The organism is Duganella sp. FT27W (assembly GCF_009295655.1).
In the GTDB taxonomy this organism is placed as follows: Bacteria; Pseudomonadota; Gammaproteobacteria; order Burkholderiales; family Burkholderiaceae_D; genus Rugamonas; species Rugamonas zoogloeoides.
Map to the genome: position 1 here is coordinate 1120948 of NZ_WHIV01000002.1, position 19000 is coordinate 1139947.

The 19000-nt window shown below is 63.8% G+C and carries 15 protein-coding genes; 13 read left to right on the top strand and 2 right to left on the bottom strand.

Annotated elements, in window-relative coordinates:
• Positions 1-45 precede the first annotated feature (45 nt).
• Genes F8197_RS11125 through F8197_RS11160 form a run of 8 tightly spaced genes read left to right on the top strand, consistent with a single transcriptional unit; the run spans position 46 to position 9670 of the window.
• Entirely contained in the window at positions 46-1668 is a 1623-nt protein-coding gene (locus F8197_RS11125; RefSeq protein ID WP_152881857.1) for a type II and III secretion system protein family protein, read from the top strand.
• 8 nt (positions 1669-1676) lie between these two features.
• Complete coding sequence (locus tag F8197_RS11130) at positions 1677-1946, top strand: pilus assembly protein (protein ID WP_152881858.1); 270 nt, start codon at positions 1677-1679, stop codon at positions 1944-1946.
• Between the two features lie 18 nt (positions 1947-1964).
• Positions 1965-3134, top strand: a complete 1170-nt coding sequence (locus tag F8197_RS11135; RefSeq protein WP_152881859.1) for an AAA family ATPase — start codon at positions 1965-1967, stop codon at positions 3132-3134.
• Between the two features lie 9 nt (positions 3135-3143).
• On the top strand, positions 3144-4487 hold the full coding sequence (locus F8197_RS11140; protein WP_019924814.1) for a CpaF family protein: 1344 nt from the start codon (positions 3144-3146) through the stop codon (positions 4485-4487).
• Between the two features lie 8 nt (positions 4488-4495).
• The gene (locus tag F8197_RS11145) at positions 4496-5470 is read left to right on the top strand and encodes a type II secretion system F family protein (protein WP_152881860.1); all 975 of its coding nucleotides are present in this window, start codon (positions 4496-4498) and stop codon (positions 5468-5470) included.
• Between the two features lie 2 nt (positions 5471-5472).
• A complete protein-coding gene (locus tag F8197_RS11150; RefSeq protein WP_152881861.1) occupies positions 5473-6402 on the top strand; it encodes a type II secretion system F family protein in 930 nt (309 codons plus the stop codon).
• A 14-nt stretch (positions 6403-6416) separates the two neighbouring features.
• Positions 6417-7433: a LytR C-terminal domain-containing protein gene (locus F8197_RS11155; RefSeq protein WP_193333400.1), complete on the top strand. Its 1017-nt coding sequence runs from the start codon at positions 6417-6419 to the stop codon at positions 7431-7433.
• Positions 7430-9670: a hypothetical protein gene (locus F8197_RS11160; protein WP_152881863.1), complete on the top strand. Its 2241-nt coding sequence runs from the start codon at positions 7430-7432 to the stop codon at positions 9668-9670. Before F8197_RS11155 ends, F8197_RS11160 begins: the two co-directional genes overlap by 4 nt.
• On the opposite strand, the gene F8197_RS11165 is transcribed toward F8197_RS11160, so the two are convergent.
• Positions 9652-10899: an O-antigen ligase gene (locus tag F8197_RS11165; protein ID WP_193333401.1), complete on the bottom strand. Its 1248-nt coding sequence runs from the start codon at positions 10897-10899 to the stop codon at positions 9652-9654. The genes F8197_RS11160 and F8197_RS11165 overlap by 19 nt on opposite strands.
• A 51-nt stretch (positions 10900-10950) precedes the next feature.
• Here F8197_RS11165 and F8197_RS11170 point away from each other — a divergent pair, with 51 nt between their 5' ends.
• From F8197_RS11170 to F8197_RS11185, 4 genes are all read left to right on the top strand, one after another.
• Positions 10951-11766 carry a glycosyltransferase family 2 protein gene (locus F8197_RS11170; protein ID WP_152881865.1) on the top strand — a complete coding sequence of 272 codons (816 nt, stop codon included), beginning with the start codon at positions 10951-10953 and terminating at the stop codon, positions 11764-11766.
• Positions 11763-12863: a glycosyltransferase family 2 protein gene (locus F8197_RS11175; RefSeq protein ID WP_152881866.1), complete on the top strand. Its 1101-nt coding sequence runs from the start codon at positions 11763-11765 to the stop codon at positions 12861-12863. The genes F8197_RS11170 and F8197_RS11175 overlap by 4 nt, the downstream gene beginning before the upstream one ends.
• A gap of 2 nt (positions 12864-12865) precedes the next feature.
• On the top strand, positions 12866-13954 hold the full coding sequence (locus F8197_RS11180; RefSeq protein WP_152881867.1) for a glycosyltransferase family A protein: 1089 nt from the start codon (positions 12866-12868) through the stop codon (positions 13952-13954).
• Positions 13955-14039: 85 nt separating this feature from the next.
• Complete coding sequence (locus F8197_RS11185; RefSeq protein ID WP_056141351.1) at positions 14040-14273, top strand: DUF6139 family protein; 234 nt, start codon at positions 14040-14042, stop codon at positions 14271-14273.
• A 119-nt stretch (positions 14274-14392) separates the two neighbouring features.
• On the opposite strand, the gene dnaE is transcribed toward F8197_RS11185, so the two are convergent.
• A complete protein-coding gene (dnaE, locus tag F8197_RS11190) occupies positions 14393-17941 on the bottom strand; it encodes a DNA polymerase III subunit alpha (protein ID WP_152881868.1) in 3549 nt (1182 codons plus the stop codon).
• 141 nt (positions 17942-18082) lie between these two features.
• On the opposite strand from dnaE, the gene F8197_RS11195 reads away from it, so the two are divergent.
• Positions 18083-18994, top strand: coding sequence for a sulfurtransferase (locus tag F8197_RS11195; protein WP_152881869.1), 912 nt, complete (start codon positions 18083-18085; stop codon positions 18992-18994).
• Positions 18995-19000 lie beyond the last annotated feature (6 nt).

Sequence of the window (19000 nt, forward strand, 5' to 3'; positions counted from 1 at the left end):
TTTCAACAAAAAACGCTCCGTCACACCTCGCACAAGGATGCCCTGATGACCGTATTTCGCATGACCGCCAAGACGGCCCCCGCCAGCCTGACGGCACTGGCCATGCTGGCCGCACTGGCTTCCATCGCGCCAGCGACGTATGCGCAAGGCAAGGCCAAAGCGGCCACAGCTGCAACGCCGTCCGGCTTGCCTGGTTCGCCAGCCGGCAATGCCAGCAGCGTGCAACTGGCTCCGCAAATCGATCTGGCCGAAGGCAAATCGACCTTGATGCACCTGCCCTACCCGGCGGCCCGGCTGGCGGTCGGCGATGCGCGTGTGGCCGACGTCATCCTGATCAATCCGAGCGAGGTGTACATGCTGGGCAAAGCCACCGGCACCACCAACCTGATCTTGTGGAACAAGGCCAACCAGGCCACCATCATCGACATCAGCGTGGGAATCGACGCCGGACCGCTGCGCCAGCAACTTGCGACCCTGTTTCCGACCGAGCGTGACATCCAGGTCACCGTATCCGGCAACGCACTGATCCTGTCGGGCGCAGTGGCCGACACCATTCGTGCCGGACAGGTCGTCGCAGTGGCCACCGCCTACCTGCAACGCGGCGCGCGGGGCGCCATGAGCCAGGCACCCGCGCCAACCGCGCCGCCTACGTCGAGCGGCAACAGCTTGCCCAATGCCGGTGCAGGCAACGCTGCAGCGCCCCTCACCGCTGTCGATTCCGGCGCCAGCCTGCTGGGCGGCGGCACCGCCGTGGGCAGCGCTGCCAGCCGCGTAGTCAACATGCTGTCGGTGGCGGCGCCGCAGCAGGTGATGCTGGAAGTGAAGATCGCCGAAGTCTCGAAAAGCCTGGTGGACCAGTTGGGCGCGAGCATCGGTGTGGCCGGCACCGCCGGTAACTGGACCTACAGCCTGCTGTCGAATCTGCTGACCGGAAATGCCAGCAAGTTCGATGCGTTCAACGGCAAGAATGGCAACTTCGCTACCCTCGACGCCCAGAAGCGCGACGGCCTGATCAAGATCCTGGCCGAGCCAACCGTGATGGCAATCAGCGGCCAGGAGGCCAGCTTCCTGGCCGGCGGCAAAATCTATATTCCGGTATCGCAAGCGGGCGCCACCGGCTCGACCGTCGTCACGCTCGAGGAAAAGGAATACGGCGTGGCCGTCAAATTCACGCCTACGGTGCTGGAAGGTGGGCGCATCAACCTGCGCGTGGCGCCCGAGGTGTCGGAGATCAACCGCGAGGGCATCGGCATCAGCGCCACCGGTACCAATGCCACGGCCATCCTGCCGGCATTTACCACGCGCCGTGCCAGTACCACGGTGCAGTTGTACGATGGTCAGAGCTTTGCTATCGGCGGCCTGATCAGGAACAATGTCACCACCAGCATCAAGGCCTTCCCTGGCCTCGGTGAAATTCCGATCCTCGGCGCGCTGTTCCGCAGCAGCGATTTCCAGAGCGACCGCACCGAGCTGGTGTTCATTGTCACGCCGCACCTGGCGCAGCCGCTGGCGCCCAATCCGAAGCTGCCGACCGACAGCTATGTCCAACCGAACCGCTTCGACTTTTTCGGCATGGGCAGGCTGGAAGGCCGCGCGCCGGCATCTGCTCCAGCCCCGGCTGCGGCACCGGCAACACCACCGGCCGCCACCGGCTTCGACGTCAAATAGGAGACCGCATGGCCCGCTTATTCTTTTCCGCCACCCTCGGCGCCATGCTGGTGCTGGGCGGCTGTTCCATGTCGCCGCAAGTGGACCGCCAGTTTGGCGACAGCGTGCGCCAGGCCCAGGCGCAACAAACCCTTAATCTACACGCCGGCGACAACCGCTCACCGGTCAACGGCATGGACGGCAAGGCCGCCGAGTCTGTGTATGAAAACTATCAGAAGTCATTCCGTGCACCGGAGGCCCAGAGCAGTTCCTTGGGCGCGGGCTTGAGCACGCGTTAAGCCTACCAAGGAAGCCAATTGAAAATCGCCGTCATTTCCAAGGATGAACGCCACCTGCTGGACCTGGGCCGCCTGCTGCGCGCACGCCCGACCGGCGACGAGGTGGACTTGCTGTCGGGCGGCCTGATCCGGCTGGCCGGCATGGCCGACGAACAGTTGCCCGACGTGCTGATCATCGACCAGCCGTCCATTGCCGATGGCGACCTGATCCAGGTTGAACGCCTCAGCGGCCTGCATCCGACCATGGCCTTCATTGCGCTCACCAGCGAGAGTTCGTCCGATTTTCTGCTGCAGGCGATGCGCGCCGGCGTGCGCGAAGTGCTGCCTGCCCCGGTCACGTCCGCCACGCTGTACCCGGTGCTCGACCGCATCGCCGAAAAGCTGGGCCGCCGCCACCATGCCAGCGGCAAGGTACTGGCATTCATCTCGTGCAAGGGCGGCAGCGGCGCGACTTTTCTCGCCACCAATCTCGGTTACGCGCTTGCTGCCAGCGGCGCCAAGCGCGTGGCGCTGATCGACATGAACCTGCAGTTCGGCGACGCGTCGCTGTTCGTCTCCGACCACAAGCCGCTGGCCACGCTGTCGGACGTGGCCAGCCAGATCCACCGGCTCGACCCGTCGTTCCTGGCCTCGAGCATGCTGAGCATCATGCCCAACTACGGCGTGCTGGCCGCACCGTCCGACCCGGCCCACACCAGCGACGTCAAGCCCGACCATATCGACGCCATCCTCAAGCTGGCGCGCCAGCAGTACGACTTCATCATCCTCGACGTGGGCCGCAGCCTGGACGCGGTGACCATTCGCGCGCTCGACCACGCCGACCTGATTTTCCCGATCCTGCAAACGACCTTGCCGTACATCCGCGACAGCAAGCGCCTGTTGACGGTGTTCCGTTCGCTCGAATATTCGAAAGAGAAAATCCAGCTGATCGTCAACCGCCACGACAAGGGCGGCGAAATCCGTTTGAAAGACCTGGAGGCGGCATTCGACACCGACCAGATGCAGACCATTCCGAACCACTACGACGCTGCCGCCGCCTCGGTCAACCAGGGCGTGCCGGTGATGAAGCTGGCGCCCACCAGCCCGTTGAGTAAAGCGCTGGACGAATTTGCGCGCAGCCTCAGTGGCGAAGCGGCCGCCGTCAAACCGGTCAGCTGGATCGACAAGCTGCGCGGCCGCAAGGATTAAGGATCCACCATGAACACTCCCATTTCTCTGCGCGAGCGGCTTGAAACCGGCACCACGCGCGTGGTGGCCCAGCGCGTGACCGGCATCGACAACCGCGCCTACCAGGACCTCAAGCACCGCCTGCACCAGACCCTGCTCGACCGGGTGGACCTGGAAAGCATCCAGCGCCTGTCGCAGGACCAGATCAAGCTCGAACTGCGCACGCTGGTCGAGCGGCTGCTGGAAGAAGAATCGGTGGTCATCAACGACGCCGAGCGCAAGAATCTCACCCGCGACATCCAGAACGAGATGCTGGGCTTTGGCCCGCTCGAGCCGCTGCTGGAAGACCCCACCGTGTCCGACATCCTGGTCAACACCCACCGCCAGATTTACGTCGAGCGGCGCGGCAAGCTGGAGCTGACCGACGTCACTTTCACCGACAGCGCCCACCTGATGAAGATCATCGACAAGATCGTCTCGCGCGTGGGCCGCCGCATCGACGAATCGAGCCCGATGGTCGATGCGCGCCTGCCCGACGGTTCGCGCGTGAACGCCATCATTCCGCCGCTGGCGATCGACGGTCCGATCGTCTCGATCCGGCGCTTCTCGGCCGACCCGCTGCGGCTGGCCGACCTGGTAGCCTACGGCTCGATGACGGCCGACATGGCCGAAGTGCTGCAGGGTTTGGGCCGCGCCAAGGTCAACATCCTGATCTCGGGCGGTACCGGTTCGGGCAAGACCACCATGCTCAACGTGATCTCCGGCTTCATCGGCCAGACCGAGCGCATTGTGACGGTGGAAGACGCGGCCGAGCTGCAACTGCAGCAGCCGCACGTGGTGCGGCTGGAAACCCGGCCGCCGAATATCGAGGGCAAGGGCGAAGTCACGCAGCGCGCGCTGGTGCGCAATGCGCTGCGGATGCGCCCCGACCGCATCATCCTCGGCGAGGTGCGCGGCGCCGAAGCGCTCGACATGCTGGGCGCGATGAACACCGGCCACGAAGGCTCGATGGCGACCATCCACGCCAACACCCCGCGCGACGCCCTCACGCGCCTGGAAAACATGATCAGCATGGCCGCCGCCAACCTGCCCACCAAGGCCATGCGCCAGCAGATCAGTTCTGCCGTGGGCGTGGTGGTGCAGGTCTCGCGACTGCCTGACGGCAAGCGCAAGGTGATGTCGATCCAGGAAGTCACCGGCATGGAGGGCGAGATGATCACTATGCAGGAGATCTTCAGCTACAAGCAGACGGGCCTCGGCGACGACGGCACCGTGCACGGCCACCACAGCCCCAGCGGCATCCGGCCGCGCTTCATCGACCGCCTGCGCAATTTCGGCGTCACGGTGTCGAACACCGTGTTCGAACCGAGCTAAGGGCCAGCATGGATTACCGTTTGATCGTCTTCGGTTTGTGCGTGTTCGGCGCCGTGGCGCTGCTGGTGTGGGGGATTTACAGCAGCGTGCACAACGTCAAGGGGGAGCAGGCCAAGCGCGTGGCGCGGCGCCTGCGCAATGCTATTGGTGACGACGGTGCCGAGCTGGCCGTTTCGATCACCAAGGATCGGATGCTCAGCCAGGATCCGGAGATTCACCGCCTGTTGCTGCGCGTGCCGGGCATGCACGTGCTCGACCAGTTGCTGCTGCAATCGGGTCGCTCCTGGACCGCCGCCCGGCTGCTGATGATAATCGGCCTGTCGGCCCTGGCCGGGGTGGTGATTGCCATGGCTTTGGGCCTGCCGTGGAGCGGTTGGCTGGTGATGGGCGTGTGCGGCGCCCTGATTCCCTGGTGGTACCTCAATCGCGCCAAGGCGAGCCGCATCACCCGCATCGAACTGCTGTTGCCCGACGCACTGGACATGATGAGCCGTGCCATGAAAGCCGGCCATGCATTCCCTACCGCCCTCAAGATGGTGGCCGATGAAATGCCGATGCCATTGTCGGCTGAATTTCGTGCAGTGTTCGATGAAGTCAACTTTGGCATCGCGATGCCGGATGCGCTGATGGGCATGGCGCAGCGCGTGCCCAGCGCCGACCTGCGCTATTTCGTGGTGGCCGTGCTGATACAGCGCGAGACGGGCGGCAACCTGACCGAGTTGCTGGCATCAATCAGCGCGATCATCCGCGACCGTCTGCGTCTGCTGGCGCAAGTGCGCGTGATGTCGGCCGAGGGCAGGATGTCCGCCTGGGTACTGGGCTCGCTCCCCTTTGCGGTAGGCGGCATGATGTTCGCATTCAATCGCGACTTCCTCAATATCCTGTTCATCGATCCACAAGGCCAGCGCATGCTGATGGGCGCGGCAGGCTTGATGGTGGTCGGTTTCCTCGTGATCCGCAAGGTCACTAAAATCCGGATCTGAATATGAAACTGGTCCAGTTGATCTTTTTGATCGTAATTTTCATCATCGTGTTTGGCGGCGCCCTGGTGGCCGTCAGATTGTTTACCAATACCGCCGTGCGGGACCGGCTCGACGCCCTCACGGAACAACCGGAAACCCGGTTCGACCGCAGTCTCTGGTTGCAGCAACTGGTGAACCTGGCCTCGCCGCTGGCCAAGCTATCGGTGCCAGCCGAGGGCTGGGAAACGTCCGCCGTGCGCCGACGTTTCATCAACGCCGGTTGGCGCACCCCGGCCGCACCCGGGCTTTTCTATGCCGCCAAGACCGGGCTGGCGGTGGTGCTGCCCTTGCTGGTGCTGCTATACCTGAGCAGCACCTCCAGCCTGGCCGACAACACGACCAGGCTCGCCTACCTGCTGACGGCCGCCGCCATCGGCTATTACGTGCCGGGTCTCCTGCTCAACCACGTAATCAAACGGCGCCAGCGCGATATTTTCGAAACCTTCCCGGATGCGCTAGACCTGATGACGGTATGCGTGGAAGCGGGTCTGGCAATGGATGCGGCGCTGGCGCGCGTGGCGCAAGAGATTGGCCTCAAGAGCCTGGTGCTGGCCGAAGAGCTGCAATTGGTAACGCTTGAGTTACGGGCCGGCAGTGCCAAGGAAAAAGCGCTGCGCAACCTGTCGCTGCGTACCGGCGTGGAAGATGTCGATTCGCTGGTCACCATGCTGATCCAGGCTGACCGCTTCGGTACCAGCGTTGCCGATTCGCTGCGGGTGCAATCGGAAATGTTGCGTACCAAGCGCCGCCAGCGTGCCGAGGAACAGGCTGCCAAGATCGCACTCAAGCTGCTGTTCCCGCTGATCTTCTTCATCTTCCCGAGCCTGCTGGTGGTCATGTTGGGACCAGCGATACTGCAGCTGTATCAGGGCATTTCGAGCGTTTCCCAATGAGCAGAAAGCCGATCATGCGTCCGCTGGCATTTGCGTCGAAAACCATGTCCGCCCTGTGCGCGTTGGCCCTGCTGCAAGCCTGCGGTACCACACCACCGCCGGCGCTGGTGACCACGCCGCTGCTGCGCATCAGCGACGGCGATGGCGATCATCCCCGCTACGCCTACCGGCTCGGCCGCGCGTATGAACAGCAGGGCGACCTGGCCCGCGCCGACGCCGCCTATGCGCGCTCGCTGGCACTGGACCCGGACCAGTTCGACGCCCGCAACGCCCGTGCAGTGCTGCTGGCGAAACAGGGCCGCCTGGGCGAAGCGGCCGACCTGCTGCAGCAACTGTCCAGGGATTTCCCGACCCGGGCGCAGCCGCTGGGCAATCTCGGCTATCTCCTGCATTTGCAGGGAAACGATGCGCAAGCGGCTGCCACGCTGCGCGCGGCGCTGGCGCTGGACCCGGACTACGGTCCTGCCCGCGCCAATCTCTCGCTGCTGGGCGGCGGCAAGCTCGATACCCCTGCCGTCCTGCCAGTGGCTGCGGCGACGGTGACGCTGCAGCCGTTCGCCTTGACGACCGCGCCAACGCCGCAGTTGTCGCTGGTGCGCGTGGGACCCAATGAATTGCGTTTGCAAGCTGTGGCCAAAGTCGCCGCAGTGTCCATAGCATCGGCAACCGATAGCCACGCCAACACGCCCGAGTGCCTGCATATCATTAACGGCAACGGTATGCCGGGCGGCGCCGCCAGAATGCGCGACATGCTGCGCCAACGCGGTTTTGCCGCCGCCAGTTCTGTGCTTGGCAACCAGCGCGGCTACACCCAGGCGCGCACGGTGATCGAGTATGTGCCTGGCCAGCAACAACGCGCCAGCGCGCTGCGTACCGCGCTGGGCGGCCCCGCAACACTGGTACCGGTCGCCACCCTGCCGCGCCAGGTCACTTTGCGACTGGTGCTGGGCCAGGACCAGCACAACATCAATCCGAATTTGCTGGCGCGCCAAGAGCGCCCTGCCACCGCTTTCAACCAGGAGTCTCCATGAACCGAACCACCTCCTCCCGGTACCATACCGGCCACCTGCTCCAGCTCTTCCTGGCCGCCATCCTGGCGATGCTGCTGGCCGCCTGCGGCGGCGGCGGTGGTAACAGCGCCAGCGGCTGCGTGACGATTGACCCCAGCCGCGATCCGAACCTGCCCGGCTGCAGTACCGGCACCGGCGCCACCGCGCCCCGTATGACGGTCGCACTGACCGACAGCGCCAACGCCCCCATCACGACCATCAGCAACGACCGCCCGGGCAACCTGGTTGCGGTGTTCCGCAACGGCGCCAATGCGGCCGTCGCCAACACCGTGGTAACGTTTACCACAACCGACGCCACCGGTGTGTTTGTGCCAGCCGCCGGCACGGCAGTTACCGACGCCACCGGCACCGCGCGCGTGGGTCTGCCGGTGGGCACCACCGCTGGCGCGTTCACGGCCACGGCCAGTGCCAGCGTCGACGGCAAGACCGCTACCGCCAGCGTCAACTACACGGTCGATTATTCGGCCGTGACGCTGGGCGCCCTGTCGATCGCCCCCACCAGCCTGGCAGCCGGCGGCACCGCGGGTGTGCAAGTGACTGTCTTGAGCGGCACCACCCCGTATGCCCCACCGCTGGCAGTCACGTTCAGTTCGCCGTGCGTGACGGCCGGCAGGGCCCGTCTGATCACGCCGGTGACCACCGTGAATGGCGTGGCCAGCAGTTCGTACACCGATCTGGGGTGCGGCACTACCGACATCGTCACCGCCACCGCAGTGGTCAGCGGCGCCACTGTCACCCGCAGCGCCAACCTGACGGTGAATGCCGCCAGTGCTGGCCAACTGACGTTCGTGTCGGCACTGCCGCAAAACATTGCGCTGCGGGGCACCGGAGGCGCCGGGCGCCAGGAAACCGCCACCGTTACCTTCAAGGTGCTCAACGCCGTCGGCCAGCCGCTGGCCGGCCAGGTCGTCAACTTCGCGCTCAACACCGTCGTCGGCGGTTTGACAGTGAGCCCTGCCAGCGCCACCACCGGCAGCGACGGCACGGTATCGACAGTGGTCACTTCGGGCAATATCAACACCCCGGTGCGGGTGTCGGCCACGTTGCCAGGCAATGGCATCAGTACCGTCTCCGACCAGTTGGTGGTGTCGACCGGTGTGCCGGAGCAGGCCAGCTTCTCGCTCAGCGCGGTGATTCGCAACGTCGAGGGCGGTTCATTCAACGGTTGCCCGGCGCCGAACGGCACCACGCTGGCCGCGCGCCTGGCCGACCGCTTCCACAATCCGGCGCCGGACGGCACTGCCGTCAGCTTCACGGCCGAAGGCGGCACCGTCGATGCTTCGTGCCTGACCGGCGAGACCACCACCACGCTCACCGACGGTACCGTGATCAAGCAGAAGGGCACGCCAGGCGAATGCACGGTGCGCTTCTGCGCCGCCAGCCCGCGTCCGGCCGACGGCCGCGTGACGGTGCTGGCCTATGCGCTGGGAGAAGAAAGTTTTGTCGATGCCAACGGCAACAACCGCTTTGATGCCGGCGAAACATTCACTGACTTGGGCGACCCCTTCCGAAACGACCGCGCCGTCACCGACGCCAACGCCAGCGGCAGCGACGACGCTTTCACCACAGGCAATGCAGCACGGGTGTCCGGCGAGTCATTTATCGATACCAACGGCAATGGCGTCTGGGATGCGGCCGGCAACGGCATCTACAATGGCGTGCTGCGGGCGTCCGGCGTGGGCAGCGGCGATACCGTGCACCTGCGCCAGTCAATGGTGATGGTGCTGTCGAACAGTACCGCCAACGTCACGCTGCTCGGCCAGGCCGTCGGCGGCGCGCCCACCGTCGGTACGCTGGCGTTGAGCCAGTGCATCAGCGGCACGCCATTTGTCAACGACACCCGCACGTTCCGTTTCGCCATCCGCGACAACAATCCAACCGTGTTCGCCACCAACCGCCTGGCCGCGCATCCGAACGACAGCAACTGGCTGTTCGACCTGCCGGGCAACCCTCTGCCTGCCGGTACCAGGATCAACTTCAGCGTGTCCAACGGCATCTTGCTGTCCGCTGCCGATGTCGTGGTGGCCAACACCATACAGCCCGATTCGAGTGGCTGGATCTACCGGGTGCAACTGGCAAGCGACGCAGTCCAGAACGCTACCGGTTGCCTTAACCCGATCAACAGCGGCGCGCTGAACATCACCGTCACCACCCCAAGCGGCGTGGTCAGCAGCTTCTCCTACCCGGTCACCGACTGACGGGGCGCGGTCAGGCACAGGCCGGCCAGCATGAACAACATCAGCGCATAAAACACGCTGCTGTGGATGGTCCAGAAAATCACTTCGGTCAAGCCAAAGCCGAAGTAGCAGACCACCAGCAACATGCCGGCCAGCGCCGGCGCCGTGACATCGCGGCGCTGTGCCCTGCCACGGTGCAACTGACGGCGGAAGAACAGGAACGGCAGCAGCAGCGTGCCGGCCCAGGCCAGCAATCCGACCACGCCGCCGAACACGGTGGCGTGCAGCGCGTCGTTGTGGAAGTGGTCGAATTCGAGCACGTATGGCGGCGCTTCGCCACGGGCCACCATCGCCTGCTTGGCGCGGTCCACCGCCGCCACGCTGCGGCCCAGCCACGGGTGCTCGGCGATCAGCTCGGTGGCGGTGTGCCACAGCTCGAGCCGCACGCCCATATTGGTAAACGTGTTACCACCTGCGAAATATTGCTCGACATCGGCCACGCCCTGCATGGCCCGTTCGCGCGCCCCGGTTTGCGGCACCAGGAACGACATCGCCAGCAGCACCGGCACCAGCAGCGCTGCGCCCTTGCGGTAGCGGCCACCCAGCACATTGCCATAGCGCAGCAACAGCAGCACGGCCAGGATTGCGGCTACCCAGCCGCCACGGGTGCCGGTAGCGACCGAGCCGATCAGGCCCGCCAGCGCGCCCAGCACCGGCCACAGCACGGCGCGGCCATGGAAGTCGCGCGAGGCCGCCAGGCACATCAAGCCCATGCACAACGAAATATCGCCGAACGTAATCGCGTTGATCAAGCCGCCGGGGCGATCCATGCCCAGCACCCAGCGCTGGTAGCTGATGAACACTGCGCCAGCGACGGCGCCGGCGATCAGGCCCCACCACAGGAAGCGGCGCGATGGCCGCCACACCAGCACCACCAGCAGCGCGGCGGCAGCGGCCAGCGAACGCACCGGGCGCTCGAGGTCGCGCAGCCGCACTTCGGGGTCGAATACGTAGTATCCGAGGGCCAGCAACAGGGGAAAAGCAAAGGCCAGCAGCAGCGGCGCAAACTCGCGTATGTGCGGTGCGGCAACAGTACGGACGGCGCGCCAGCTGGCGATCGCCACCAGCAAGTAGACCAGGCTGAACAAGCCGGTGCCGCCGCGTGCGATCAAAAACAGGAATGGTGGCGCAAACAACAGGCTGTTGAAAAAGACAGTGCTGACAGGCTTTTGCGATAAGGTATTATGCATCATTCTTCTTGTGGTTCTTTCCGCGAGAGATCACCCTGCCCGCCTCCATTCATGCAACAAACAATCAATATTTCAGTCGTCATTGCGACCTACAATCGCCCGGATGCACTGCGCGCAGTCATCGAGGCATTCTTTCTCCAGGACGAGAAAAATTTCGAGCTCATTGTCGCCGATGACGGCTCGACCGACAACACGCGTGCCTGCGTAGCGGAGCTGCAAGCGCGCTCGCCGGTCCCGCTGCGGCACATCTGGCAAGAGGACATCGGCTTCCGCCTGGCGCGGGTGCGCAACCTCGGTATCGCGGCAGCCAAAGGGGACTATCTGATCTTCCTCGACGGCGACTGCATCCCGCAAAGCAGCTTTATCAGCCAGCATCGGCGGTTGGCCGAGCCAGGCTGCATGGTAACCGGTAGTCGCATTTTGCTCAGCGAAGCGCTGACTGCGCAGGTGCTGGCGGGCACCGTTCACCCGTTGCAACTGTCGCCGTGGGGCCAATTGAAGCTGCGTTTGAATGGCGGGCTGAACAAATTGTTACAACTTTGGTGGCATTTTCCCGACGTCAAACGCACATCGGACCGCTTTACCTGGCGCCGCATCAAGGGTTGCAATATGGCGGCGTGGCGCAGCGACATCGAACGCATCAACGGTTTCGACGAAAGTTTTACCGGCTGGGGCCACGAGGATGCCGATATCGTGCTGCGCCTGTTTAACGCCGGCATCCTGCGCAAGGATGGCGCATTTGCCACCGAAGTGCTGCACCTGTGGCACCGCGAAGCCGTGCGCGACCAGGCCAGCAGCAACAAGGCGCGGGTGGAAGCGCGCATGCTCGATAAAACCGTACGCGCCACGGTGGGGCTGGCCCAATGAACGCCCCCCTCAGATTGAGCATCGTGGTGCCTGCCTACAATGTGCAGGACTTTATCGTTGAAACGCTCGATTGCATCCTGCCGCAGATGCGCGACGGCCACGAACTGGTGCTGATCGACGACGGCTCCACCGACGCCACCGTCGAGCGCGCGCGCGGTGTGTTTGCCGCGTGGCCGCAATGCGCGGCGCGTATCGTGCAGCAGCCCAATGCCGGCGTGGCCGACGCCCGCAACAACGGCGTGGCGCAGGCGCGTGGCGAGTACATCCTGTTTGTCGACAGCGACGACCTGTTGCAGCCGGGCGCGCTGGACGGCATCGACGCCGCCATCGCCCAGTATGCGCCGGACGTGATCGCCACCGATTTCTGCATCTGGTACCCGGGCCGCACCGCCAAGCCGCTCGAATACCACCATTTGGGTTACCTTCCCAACGTGGTGGTGGAAGGACCGGAAGCGATCCTGTCCACGTATTTTGCCGACCGCCACATGTATGTGTGGTGCAAGATCATCCGGCGCGACATTTACCTGCAACTGGGGCTGCCGCTGTTCCCGTCGGGCCGGCTGTTCGAGGACATGGCCATCGTGCCGCGCCTGCTGGCCGCCTGCCGCACGCTGGTGTACGTGCCGCTGGTGCTGCTGCATTACCGCCAGCACCCGGTCAGCATCACGCGCGTGATCACGCCGCAGTGGTGTACCGATTTCGTGCTGGCGCTGGCCTCGGCCAGGCCGCACCTGGAAAATGCCGGCGCAACCGACAGCGCGGCCATGCGCGCCGAGTTCGATGGCGCCGCGACCCTGTTCTACCTGTGTGCGATCAAGACCTCGTTCCAGTTGCCGGCCTCGGCCAAGCCGGACCAGGTGCGCGCCGACGTGCGCAAGATTTACCTCGGCAGCCTGTTCGGTACGGTGGAAAAAACGCTGCACAACCTGGAAGCTGGCCAGCTGGCGTCGGTCACGCTGCGCAACGGCCGCCGCTGTGCGCGCCAGGTGCGCCAGGCGCTGGCCGACAGCACCGTGTTCAAGTGGCGCCAGACCATCAACCGCGCCTACAAAACCTGGCAAATGGCCAGGCAACAACGTCTTAGCAAAACCAACTGACCATGTCCGCCCCGTTTTCCATCAGCATCATCGTTCCCGCCTATAACGCTGCCGGTTTCATCGACGAATGCCTGGCCCACATCGTGCCGCAAATGGGGCCGGCCCACGAAATGATCGTGATCGACGACGGTTCGCGCGACGACACCGCCGCCCGCGTGCAGGCGCAGGCCGCCGCCGCGCCGCAATGCGCGCTGCGGTTGATCCGGCAAGCCAACCAGGGCCTGGCACAAGTGCGCAACGTGGGCCTGCAGGAGGCGCGCGGCGACTACATCCTGTTCATCGACAGCGACGACCTGCTGCAACCCGGCATCCTGGCGCGGCTGGACGCGGTAATCGCCAGCCATCATCCCGACGCGATCGCACTGGACTTTTCCATGTGGCACCCCGACCGGCCCGACAAGAACCGCGCCGTGCGCATGGGCTACACGCCCGAGACACTGATCACCGACGCCGACACTATCTTGGGCGTGTTCTTTGCCGACCGCCACCTGTACGCGTGGGCGCGCGTGATCCGGCGTGACATTTATGCGAGCTTCGACCAGCCGCTGTATCCCACCAAGCGCCTGTTCGAGGACGTGGCCGTCACGCCGCGCCTGCTGGCGCGCTGCCGCTCGCTGTACTACCTGCCGCAGCAGTTGCTGGCCTATCGCCAGCACCCGGTCAGCATCACCAAGTCGGTCAGCGCCGACTATTGCCGCGATTTTACGGCCGCACTGGGGCTGACCAAGCCGGCGCTCGAGCAAGCCGGTGTCAGCGCAAGCGTGCGCGACCACTTCGATGCCGTGGTCAGCTATTTCTATATCGGTGCGGTGAAGAACTCCTACCAGTTGCCGGCGGCGACCGGGCGCGTGGTGCGGCGCGAGTTGAAAGAGATTTATCGGGCCACGCTGTTCGGTACGCCCGACAACGTGCTGGACAAGATGGAGCAAGGCAGCCTGCGCTCGACCAGCCGCCGCGACGACCTGCGCGCCGCGCGCCAGGTACGGCAGGCATTGGCCAACAGCCTGGTGTTCCGCTTCAAGCAGACGCTGAGCCGCAAGGTCAAACTGTGGCAGCGGCAGGCGCGGGTACGGGCACTGGGGAAAGCATAATTTCCTTACCGCACCTGGACTTTAAGCGGACGCGCCGGGTAGGAAAAATCCGCTACCATAGGTTTTTCGCCCAAGGAGGTACCCCATGCGTGTAGATATTTATTACCGAGACGAAGCAGAAGGCAAGCACACCTACCTGGCTGTACCGGAAGGAAAAACCATTCCGGAAGAAGCGACCAGCACCGACTGGCACGTGGAAGCCGAGAAGGTCGAGGTCGATGACGACAACGGCGACCTGTCCCGCTACCATATCGCCGATCCGCTCGCGCAGATCGGCTCGAAAGGTTACGCCATCACCAGCGTGACCGCGCAACTGTAAGTCCTCGCCCACCTGCCACGCGGCCAGTTACCGCCGAACCGGAGCTCAGCGTACTGTCGTACGCTTGGACTCCCCAAGACGGTATCGGGCCGCTCGCTGCCGTGTTGCGAGGTCCCTGGTCAATACTCGATCAGCACATCTTGCGCGCCCAACTGCTGGCGCAGCGCCTGCTGCAAGTCGTCCGACGGCGCCACGCGCCACCCTTCTCCCAGTTGCACCGTGCACGCCACGCCCTGCGGCATGATGCGTGCCGACACCGGCAAGCCATCGGCATGGCGGTGTGGCGCCAGCACTTCCGCCATCTTGCGGACATCGAGCGTGACAGGCAGCGCCATCGCCAGCTGCTTGCCGTGCTTGACGCGGGCGCTGACGATATCGAACACTTTTTCCGCCGAAATGCGCAAGCCGCCCGAGAAGCGGTCTTCCGAAACCTTGCCGATCACGGCCAGGAACTCGTCTTCCTTGATCATGTGCTTGCACTCTTCGAACACCTCGGCATACACCGTCACTTCCACCACCGCGCTCTTGTCGTCGAGCGTGACGATCAGGAGTTTACCGCGCTGTGTCATCTGCGGGCGGATGCCGGTAATCACGCCGCACAGGATGCGCGGATCGCGCGACGGTTCCAGGTCGGCCAGCTTGGTGCGCGAGAAGCGGCGCGCCTCGGGTGCGAACGAATCGAACATGTGGCCGGACAGGTAAAAGCCCAGCGCCATCTTTTCCTCGGCTAGGCGCTGGCGGTCGGTGAAGATATCGGCCTTGACATAGTCCGGTGGCGGTTCCAGGTCGCTGTCGTCGCCGCCGAACAGGCTGACCTGGTTGGCCGATTTCAGTTGCTGGTCGGCGTACTCCATGGCAAAGCTGACCGATGCCAGCAAAATCGCGCGATCGACGTTCAGGCAATCGAACGCGCCGGCGCGGATCAACGACTCGATGGTGCGGCGGTTGATCTGTTTTTTATCGACACGCTTGCAGAAGTCGAACAGGCTGACAAACGGACCATCGGCCTTGCGCGCGGCGATAATCGCTTCAATGGCGTTTTGGCCCGCACCCTTGCAGGCGCCGAGGCCGTACCGGATTTGCGTGACTTTTTTACCGGTAACCGACGGCGCCGGGCCGTCCGGCACGAAGCGGTAGTCGGACTTGTTGATATCGGGTGGCAGGATGGTCAAACCGCAGATATCGATCGCGTCTTCGACCAGGATTTTTACCTTTTCCGTGTCTTCCATCGCCAGCGACATATTGGCTGCCATGAACGCGGCCGGATGGTGCGCCTTTAAATACGCAGTGTGGTACGACAGCAGTGCGTACGCGGCGGCGTGCGATTTATTGAAACCGTAGCCCGCGAACTTTTCCATCAAGTCGAAGATCTCGTCGGCCTTTTGCGCCGACAGGCCGTCCTTGGCGGCGCCGGCGCGGAAGATCTCGCGGTGCTCGGCCATCTCTTCGGCCTTCTTTTTACCCATCGCGCGGCGCAGCATGTCGGCGCCGCCCAGCGAGTAGCCGCCGACGATCTGCGCCATCTGCATCACCTGCTCCTGGTACACCATGATGCCGTAGGTTTCGGACAAAATGGATTCGGTACGCGGATCGGGATAGTCGAATTTTTCGCCGTGCTTGCGCTTGCAGAAGTCCGGGATCAGGTCCATCGGGCCCGGGCGGTACAAGGCCACGAGCGCGATAATGTCCTCGAAGCGGTCGGGCCGCGCATCCTTCAACATGCCCTGCATGCCGCGCGACTCGAGCTGGAATACCGCGACCGTCTTGGCCTTGGTGAGCAGGTCGTACGACGGCCGGTCGTTCAGCGGCAGCTTGGCCAGGTCGAAATCTTTTTCGACCGGGTCGAGCGCCTTGATGTAGCGGACCGCGCGGTCGAGAATGGTCAGCGTGGTCAGGCCCAGGAAGTCGAACTTGACCAGGCCCACGGCCTCGACGTCGTCCTTGTCGTACTGCGACACCACGCCGCCGTCGCCACCCTGGGTGTACAGCGGGCAGAAGTCGGTGAGCTTGCCCGGGGCGATCAGCACGCCACCGGCGTGCATGCCGATGTTACGGGTGATGCCCTCGACCTGCTGCGCCAGGTCCAGCAGTTGCGAGACTTCTTCCTCGTTCTGCTGGCGTTCCTTGAGCATCGGTTCTTCTTCAATGGCCTCGGCAATCGACACCGGCTTGCCCGGCTTGAACGGGATCAGTTTCGAGACGCCGTCGCAGAAGTTGTAGCCGAAGTCCATCACGCGGCCCACGTCGCGGATCGCGCCCTTGGCCGCCATGGTACCGAACGTGGCGATTTGCGAGACCGCATCGCGGCCGTAAAGGTCCTTCACGTGCTGGATCACCAGCTCGCGCTTTTCCTGGCAAAAGTCGATATCGAAGTCGGGCATCGAAACCCGTTCCGGGTTCAGGAAACGCTCGAACAGCAGGTTGTACTTGAGCGGATCGAGGTCAGTGATCTTGAGCGCGTACGCGACCAGCGAACCGGCGCCCGAACCCCGGCCCGGGCCGATCGGCACGTCGTTGTTCTTGCCCCACTGGATGAACTCGGCCACGATCAGGAAGTAGCCGGGGAACTTCATGTTGATGATGGTCTTGTTCTCGAAGTCGAGCCGTTCCTCGTAGCGCGGGCGTTCTTTTTCGCGCCGCACCGGATCGGGATACAGCTGCTCGAGCCGCTCTTCCAGTCCCTTCTTGGTTTCGGCGATCAGGAACTCGTCGATGGTCATGCCGGGCGTGGGGAAGTTCGGCAGTTGCGGCTTGCCCAGCGTGAGCGTCAGGTTGCAGCGCTTGGCGATTTCCACCGAGTTGTGCAGCGCGGCCGGCAGGTCGTGGAACAGCTCGCGCATCTCCGCTTGCGTAAGGAAGCGCATCTGCTCGTTGAACTTGCGCACGCGCTTGCCGTTGGCCAGCATTTCGCCCTCGGCGATACACACGCGCGCTTCGTGGGCGATGAACTCATCCTTGGAAATGAACTGCACCGGGTGCGTGGCCACCACCGGCAAGCCGAGCTTGGAGGCCAGCGACACCGCGTGGCGCACCTGCGCTTCCTGGTTGGCCTGGCCGGCGCGCTGGATTTCGATATAGAAATGACCAGGGAAAATCCTGGACCATTTTTGCGCGTTCTGCTCGGCCAGTTCCGGGTTGCCGTTTTCAATCGCCATGCCGACGTCGCCGAAGTGGGCGCCGGACAGGGCGATCAGGCCATTGGCAGGCGAATCGCCGGGCAGCAATGCATATTGCTGGTTGACCAGGTTGGCCAGCCACTCGGTGCGGATCTCGGCACGACCCTTGTACTGGTTGGTGAGCCAGGCTTGCGACAGCAGTTCGCACAGTTGCAGGTAGCCCATGCGGTTCTTGGCCAACAGCATCAGGCGTGACGGTTTGTCGCGGTTGTCGTCGTTGGTAATCCACACATCGACACCGACCACCGGCTTGACGCCCTTGCCTCGCGCCGCCTTGTAGAACTTGACCATGCCGAACATATTGGACAGGTCGGTGACCGCGAGCGCGACCTGCTTGTCCTTGGCGGCGCTCTTGACCAGGTCGTCAATGCGCACCAGGCCATCGACGATCGAGTACTCGGAGTGGACCCGCAGGTGCACAAAAGCCGGTCCGGCAGGGACTACCGCGCCCTCGTCAGGAGCCACCACTTGTTCGTTTGCTACCATGTTCATACGCTGCTCGATACTGGTTCAATAACCTGCTATTTTACCGCGCAACGCCTTGGCCCGGGCGGCGCCTATGCTTGTCGTCCGGCATTTTGCGTATAATGTCGCCTTCCCTCTTTTTTGATCCTGAACCGATCGATAACCACCATGTCCGCTAATACTGCTTTACAAGCTGAGGCGCATGCTGGCGCTCCTGTCGCCGCTGCCGCTGTCGCTACCGATCTCGCTCCCCACGTCAATATCGCTGCCTACAAATTCATCACCTTCGACGATACCGAAGCGATGCGGCCGCAATACCAGGACATCTGCGCGCGCCTGGGCCTCAAGGGCACCATCCTGTTGACCCCGGAAGGCATCAATATGTTCCTTTCCGGCCCGCGCGCCAACATCGACGAATTCCTGGCGTGGGTGCGCAGCGATGCCCGCTTTGCCGACCTGGAAGTGAAAGAGAGTTTGTCTTCCGAGCAGTCGCACAAGCGCATGCTGGTCAAGATCAAAAAAGAAATCATCACCATGCGCATGCCGCTGATCAAGCCGGAAGAAGGCCGCGCGCCGTTCGTCGAGGCGCACACGCTCAAGCGCTGGCTCGACAACGGCGTCGATGACCAAGGCAAGCCGGTGGTGATGGTCGATACCCGCAACGATTTCGAAGTGGACGTGGGCACGTTCGACCACACGGTCGATTACCGCATCAAGAAATTCACCGAGTTCCCAGACCTGATCGCCGCCCACAAGGACGACTTCGAAGGCAAGACCGTGGTGACCTTCTGCACCGGCGGCATCCGCTGCGAAAAGGCCGCGATCCACATGCAGAATATCGGCTACGACAATGTGTACCAGCTCGAAGGTGGCATCCTGAAATACTTCGAGGAAGTGGGCGGCGCCCACTACACGGGCGACTGCTTCGTATTCGACTACCGCACCGCGCTCAACCCGCAGCTGCAGCCGACCGAAACCGTGCAATGCTTCGTGTGCCGCGCCGTGGTCACCCCGCGCCAGCAACTGGCGCCGGAGTATGTGTACGAAAAATCCTGCCCGGCCTGCTTCAAGGCCGAATAAGCGACA

Excerpts from the sequence above, each read along its gene's own strand:
- F8197_RS11145 (WP_152881860.1), top strand. The coding sequence starts at position 4,496 with ATGGATTACCGTTTGATCGTCTTCGGTTTGTGCGTGTTCGGCGCCGTG.
- F8197_RS11160 (WP_152881863.1), top strand. The coding sequence starts at position 7,430 with ATGAACCGAACCACCTCCTCCCGGTACCATACCGGCCACCTGCTCCAG.
- F8197_RS11140 (WP_019924814.1), top strand. The coding sequence starts at position 3,144 with ATGAACACTCCCATTTCTCTGCGCGAGCGGCTTGAAACCGGCACCACG.
- F8197_RS11175 (WP_152881866.1), top strand. The coding sequence starts at position 11,763 with ATGAACGCCCCCCTCAGATTGAGCATCGTGGTGCCTGCCTACAATGTG.
- F8197_RS11155 (WP_193333400.1), top strand. The coding sequence starts at position 6,417 with ATGCGTCCGCTGGCATTTGCGTCGAAAACCATGTCCGCCCTGTGCGCG.
- F8197_RS11130 (WP_152881858.1), top strand. The coding sequence starts at position 1,677 with ATGGCCCGCTTATTCTTTTCCGCCACCCTCGGCGCCATGCTGGTGCTG.
- dnaE (WP_152881868.1), bottom strand. The coding sequence starts at position 17,941 with ATGAACATGGTAGCAAACGAACAAGTGGTGGCTCCTGACGAGGGCGCG.
- F8197_RS11150 (WP_152881861.1), top strand. The coding sequence starts at position 5,473 with ATGAAACTGGTCCAGTTGATCTTTTTGATCGTAATTTTCATCATCGTG.
- F8197_RS11165 (WP_193333401.1), bottom strand. The coding sequence starts at position 10,899 with ATGCATAATACCTTATCGCAAAAGCCTGTCAGCACTGTCTTTTTCAAC.
- F8197_RS11180 (WP_152881867.1), top strand. The coding sequence starts at position 12,866 with ATGTCCGCCCCGTTTTCCATCAGCATCATCGTTCCCGCCTATAACGCT.
- F8197_RS11195 (WP_152881869.1), top strand. The coding sequence starts at position 18,083 with ATGTCCGCTAATACTGCTTTACAAGCTGAGGCGCATGCTGGCGCTCCT.
- F8197_RS11125 (WP_152881857.1), top strand. The coding sequence starts at position 46 with ATGACCGTATTTCGCATGACCGCCAAGACGGCCCCCGCCAGCCTGACG.
- F8197_RS11185 (WP_056141351.1), top strand. The coding sequence starts at position 14,040 with ATGCGTGTAGATATTTATTACCGAGACGAAGCAGAAGGCAAGCACACC.
- F8197_RS11170 (WP_152881865.1), top strand. The coding sequence starts at position 10,951 with ATGCAACAAACAATCAATATTTCAGTCGTCATTGCGACCTACAATCGC.